A 4050-nucleotide genomic window follows, 5' to 3' on the forward strand; every position below is an offset into this window, starting at 1 on the left:
AGCCGGTCGGTGATGGTCGCGCCTACCCCTTCCTCCACCGTTTCCGCTTCCCACACACCGATGCGCGCCGTGAGTCCCGCGCGCACGAACGCCTGATCGTCGGCGTTGGCGCGCTTCCCCGCGTCGTCGAGCCACCCGGCGGCGATGCACGTGCCGAGCTTACCGGGCACGTACGAGAAGAGCACCCATCCCGTGTAGAGGTCGGCCTCGAGGTCGCTGATGTCTTCCTCGCGCGACAGCCCCCACGCGTCGAGCGCGCCGTCGGTCCACTCCACGCCGAGCTTCTTCGTGGCCCAGTCGAGGATCTCCTGACCCACGCGCTTCTGCCGCTGCAGCACCACCTCGGCCTTCTGCCACTCCGCGCGCGCGTCGCTGGGTAACGCTGCCACTTCGGGTGGCACCGCGGCGCCGTGACACTTCTTGAATTTCTTGCCGGAGCCGCAAGGGCAGGGGTCGTTACGCATGGGGGAGGTGCGGAGAGGGTCGGGGAAACGCGTGCACACGGAGCTCACCGAGGTTGGTGAGGGCACCGAGTCCAACAAAAACAATACAAGAACTGCCCGGCGACCTAGAGCCCGCGATCGATCTGAACATGGCCGTGTCGTTCTCCATGTTCTCACCCTCCTCGGCGATCTCCGTGTGAGCGCGTGCCGAGTTGGCCGCCAAACGAGGCCCCGACTGCTATTCCGACAGCTGCGCCGCGAACGTCGCCGAGTCCACGTTGCCGCCGCACACCACCACGCCCACCTGCTGGCCCGCGAGGCGGTCGCGCAGTGGGCCCAGTACGGCCGCGAGTGACGCGGCGCCCGCGGGTTCGGTGACGAGCTTCGCGCTGCGATAGAGCAGGCGCATCGCGTCGCGGATCTGGTCGTCGCTCACCAGCACCACGTCGTCCACGTACGCCTGGTTGAGCGCGAATGAATACGGCTCGCAGCGCGGCGCGCCGAGTGAGTCGGCGATGGTGCGCACCTTGTCGATGCTCTGCGGGGTGCCGGCCGCGAAGCTGCGGTGCATGGTGTCGGCGCCCTCCGGTTCCACCACGTACACCTTGGCATCCGGCGCGAGGAGCTTCACCGCGCACGCCACGCCCCCCGGGAGGCCACCGCCGCCGGCGGCCACCACCACGGCGTCGAGCTCCACGCCGTTGGCTCGCACCTGCTCCACGAATTCCAGCCCCACGGTGGCCGTGCCGAGCGCGGTGAGCGGCCCCTCGTAGGGATGTACGAAGGTGCGCCCCTCGTCACGTTCGATCGCGCGCGCCGTGTCGAACGCCTCGTGCACCGTGTCGACTAGCATCACCTCGGCGCCCAGCTCCTTGCACAGCATGATGCGGAACGGATTGGCCGTGCGCGGCATCACGACCTTGGCCGTGGTGTGCAGCTCGCGTGCGCTGTAGGCCAGCGAGATGGCATGGTTGCCAGCGGAGACGCCCGTCACTCCGCGCGCGCGCTGTTCGGGGGTGAGGCTCAGCATCACCGTGAGCGCCCCGCGTGGCTTGAAGCTCCCCGTGCGCTGGAAGAGCTCTTCCTTGAGCCACAACACCGTGCCCGGCGCGAGCCGCGCCTGCACGGCATCGTCGCGCAGCCGACGAACCGACGTGGTTTCCACGCGCTCACCTAATCGATGACGGGCGGCGCGGATGGCGGGGAGGGTGGGGAACGAGGCGGTGGGAACAGTCACGGGGGTCTTAAGAAAAATCTGTAATTAGCGAGCGCCGCTAATTAAGCGAACGCCGGTCTCCTTAATTAGTGAGTCTCCGTGCGGCCGAAATGGCCGCGAGTTGGCACTTGACGGACCCATATTGGGTACTATAGTTCCCAATATGGGATCACTGAAGGCCCCCGCGGTTGGCAGCATCGCCGACGCCCTCTTCACCAAGGTGCAGCAGCGCGTGCTCGGCGTGCTCTTTGCCAGTCCTCACCGTGCGTTCTACCTGAAGGAGCTCATTCAGTTAGCCGACGTGGGTACCGGCGCCGTTCATCGCGAAGTGGCCAAGCTCACCAGCGCGGGGATCATCACCTTGGCTCGGGTGGGGAACCAGACGCGGTATCAGGCGAACCCGGCCTGTCCGGTCTACGACGAGCTCCTCAGCCTCATACGAAAAACCGTCGGTGTCACTGATGTGCTGCGCAACGCGCTTTCGAAGTATGCGCGCGACATCGATGCCGCGTTCGTCTTCGGCTCTGTGGCGGCCCAGTCCGACACTGCCCGAAGCGATATCGACGTACTCGTCCTCGCCGACAATCTCGCGTACGGGGAACTCTTCGGTGCTATTGAGCCCGCATCGACGGTCCTCGGGCGCCCCGTCAATCCCACGATCTACACGAAGCAGGAGTTTCTGGACCGTCAACGCGCCGGCAATGCGTTCGTCTCGAAGGTGATGGAGAGCCCGAAAATGTGGATCATTGGCGACGGGCATGACATCGGCGCTTGAGCAACTGGCCTCGACGGGCGCGATCCATCGTGAACCAACGAATGAGGCAGAGTACCAAGGACTCGTTTCATCCGGGCGGGCGCGACTGGTTGATTCGGCAAGAGAAGAACTGACGAAGGAAAGTCGGTTCGATTTGGCCTACAACGCATCACACGCGCTGTGCCTCGCGGCCCTTAGGCGCAGTGGCTATCGATCGTCGCAGCGCTATGTCGTCTTTCAGGTACTCCCACATACACTCGGCCTCGGCCCAGATGTATGGCGTGTACTCGACAAAGCACACCGGGTTCGCAATGCCGGGGAGTACGAAGGCTTCCTCGATGTCGATGAGCGCCTACTTACCGAAGTCATCGGGGCAGCGAACCGCGTACTGGAAGAGCTAGAGGGACGCTGACCAGCGAGACGTTCTGCTCCGCACCCTCCGCACTTCTCCGCGCCTCCGCGAAAGCAGTTCCCCCTAAACCCGCCGCCTACACCCAATCGTCAGGCTAGCACGAGCACCTGCCCGCTCACGTTCCGCGCCAGCGGACTCGCCAGAAACGCCACCACATCCGCCACGCTCTCCCGCTCCACGTAGTCGACCTGGTCCCCCATGTCGGCCACGTTGGACGCCGTGCGGCTCGTCGAGCGCCACGGTGAGCATGAGACTCAGCGCCTCGTTCTTGGCTGCCGTTTCGCCAACGTGGCCCTCGCGGCCGACGCCGGTGATAGCGATGAGCCGGTCGTGGACGTCTGTGAACATGAGACGCCACCTAGAGGCGACGCGGGGGAGGGGCGTCGCGGAGGGCACCACGCGAAGCCCTAGTCCCAGCTGCCGAGGAAGAGCGTGAAGACCGTGGCGGTCCCCAGGGCCACACCGACCGCCGACGTGCGCACGCGCTTTCGCCGCACCTCCCTGATGTACGCCTGCTCGAACGCTTCGGCGTAGGCCTCGCCGCGCGCCGCGATACGCGGGCGTTCTTCTCTGGGCGGCAGCGGTTCGCTCTCCGAGGCGAGGGGCAGAATGATGGCGGCGCCGAGAAGGTTACCAACGAGGCCCACCAAGTATGAGCGCCCGAACCACCCGCCCTGTTTCGCCGCGAGCGCTGTCCCATCCTTGCGCCCCTCCTCGGCTTGCAGCGCGGCGGCCGTTCGCATGGCGGCCGAATCGGCGCGCGCGGTGACCGGCGGCGGTTCCTGTGCGTGGCACGGGGTGACGGGCACCAAGCCGAAGGCCAGTATCGCGGACAATAGGACGAATCTCATGGCGGCTCCTGCAGCGACCACGTGAACAGTCGGTGGCCGTCGCGGCGGTTGATTCGATGAATGAGGCAGGTGCGAGACGTCCTGCACGCTGCGCCCGCCATCATCGCCGCGCATGAGGGGATGCCGGACAGCATGGGGCGTGCGCCCCGACGGTGGCGACCCCGTCAGTATGCGATCTTCCACCGCCACCCCGCAGTGGCGGTACGCGTCTTCGCCGCAAAATGACCGGTCAAATCTCGCGGGCAAGAATGTTGAACAGCCGGATGTTGATGAAATAGTTCGACCGACCCGCACGAATCTTCCGCAGCAGCCCGTGCTCTGCGAGGAGGTTCAGATACTTCGTTGCGGTGACCCTCGTTACGCCCAGTTCCCTT

General features: G+C 65.7%; 6 protein-coding genes and 1 pseudogene. 3 read left to right on the forward strand and 4 right to left on the reverse strand.

The window, feature by feature from the left end; all coding sequences use genetic code 11:
- Positions 1-404: 404 nt before the first annotated feature.
- Together ACIQ6O_RS13845 and ACIQ6O_RS13850 are read right to left on the reverse strand one after the other, a co-directional pair.
- A pseudogene (locus ACIQ6O_RS13845) lies at positions 405-467 on the reverse strand (SEC-C metal-binding domain-containing protein); the annotation flags it as partial.
- A gap of 214 nt (positions 468-681) precedes the next feature.
- Positions 682-1680, reverse strand: coding sequence for a threonine/serine dehydratase (locus ACIQ6O_RS13850; protein ID WP_396208373.1), 999 nt, complete (start codon positions 1678-1680; stop codon positions 682-684).
- 142 nt (positions 1681-1822) lie between these two features.
- On the opposite strand from ACIQ6O_RS13850, the gene ACIQ6O_RS13855 reads away from it, so the two are divergent.
- From ACIQ6O_RS13855 to ACIQ6O_RS13865, 3 genes are all read left to right on the forward strand, one after another.
- Positions 1823-2434, forward strand: coding sequence for a nucleotidyltransferase domain-containing protein (locus tag ACIQ6O_RS13855; protein WP_396208374.1), 612 nt, complete (start codon positions 1823-1825; stop codon positions 2432-2434).
- A complete protein-coding gene (locus tag ACIQ6O_RS13860; protein ID WP_396208375.1) occupies positions 2418-2825 on the forward strand; it encodes a hypothetical protein in 408 nt (135 codons plus the stop codon). Before ACIQ6O_RS13855 ends, ACIQ6O_RS13860 begins: the two co-directional genes overlap by 17 nt.
- Positions 2826-3023: 198 nt before the next feature.
- Positions 3024-3236, forward strand: coding sequence for a hypothetical protein (locus ACIQ6O_RS13865; protein ID WP_396208376.1), 213 nt, complete (start codon positions 3024-3026; stop codon positions 3234-3236).
- On the opposite strand, the gene ACIQ6O_RS13870 is transcribed toward ACIQ6O_RS13865, so the two are convergent.
- Positions 3233-3676: a hypothetical protein gene (locus ACIQ6O_RS13870; protein ID WP_396208377.1), complete on the reverse strand. Its 444-nt coding sequence runs from the start codon at positions 3674-3676 to the stop codon at positions 3233-3235. The genes ACIQ6O_RS13865 and ACIQ6O_RS13870 overlap by 4 nt on opposite strands.
- 229 nt (positions 3677-3905) lie before the next feature.
- On the reverse strand, positions 3906-4043 hold the full coding sequence (locus ACIQ6O_RS13875) for a hypothetical protein (RefSeq protein WP_396208378.1): 138 nt from the start codon (positions 4041-4043) through the stop codon (positions 3906-3908).
- Positions 4044-4050 lie beyond the last annotated feature (7 nt).

Source organism: Gemmatimonas sp. (genome assembly GCF_044345575.1).
Lineage (GTDB): Bacteria > Gemmatimonadota > Gemmatimonadetes > Gemmatimonadales > Gemmatimonadaceae > Gemmatimonas.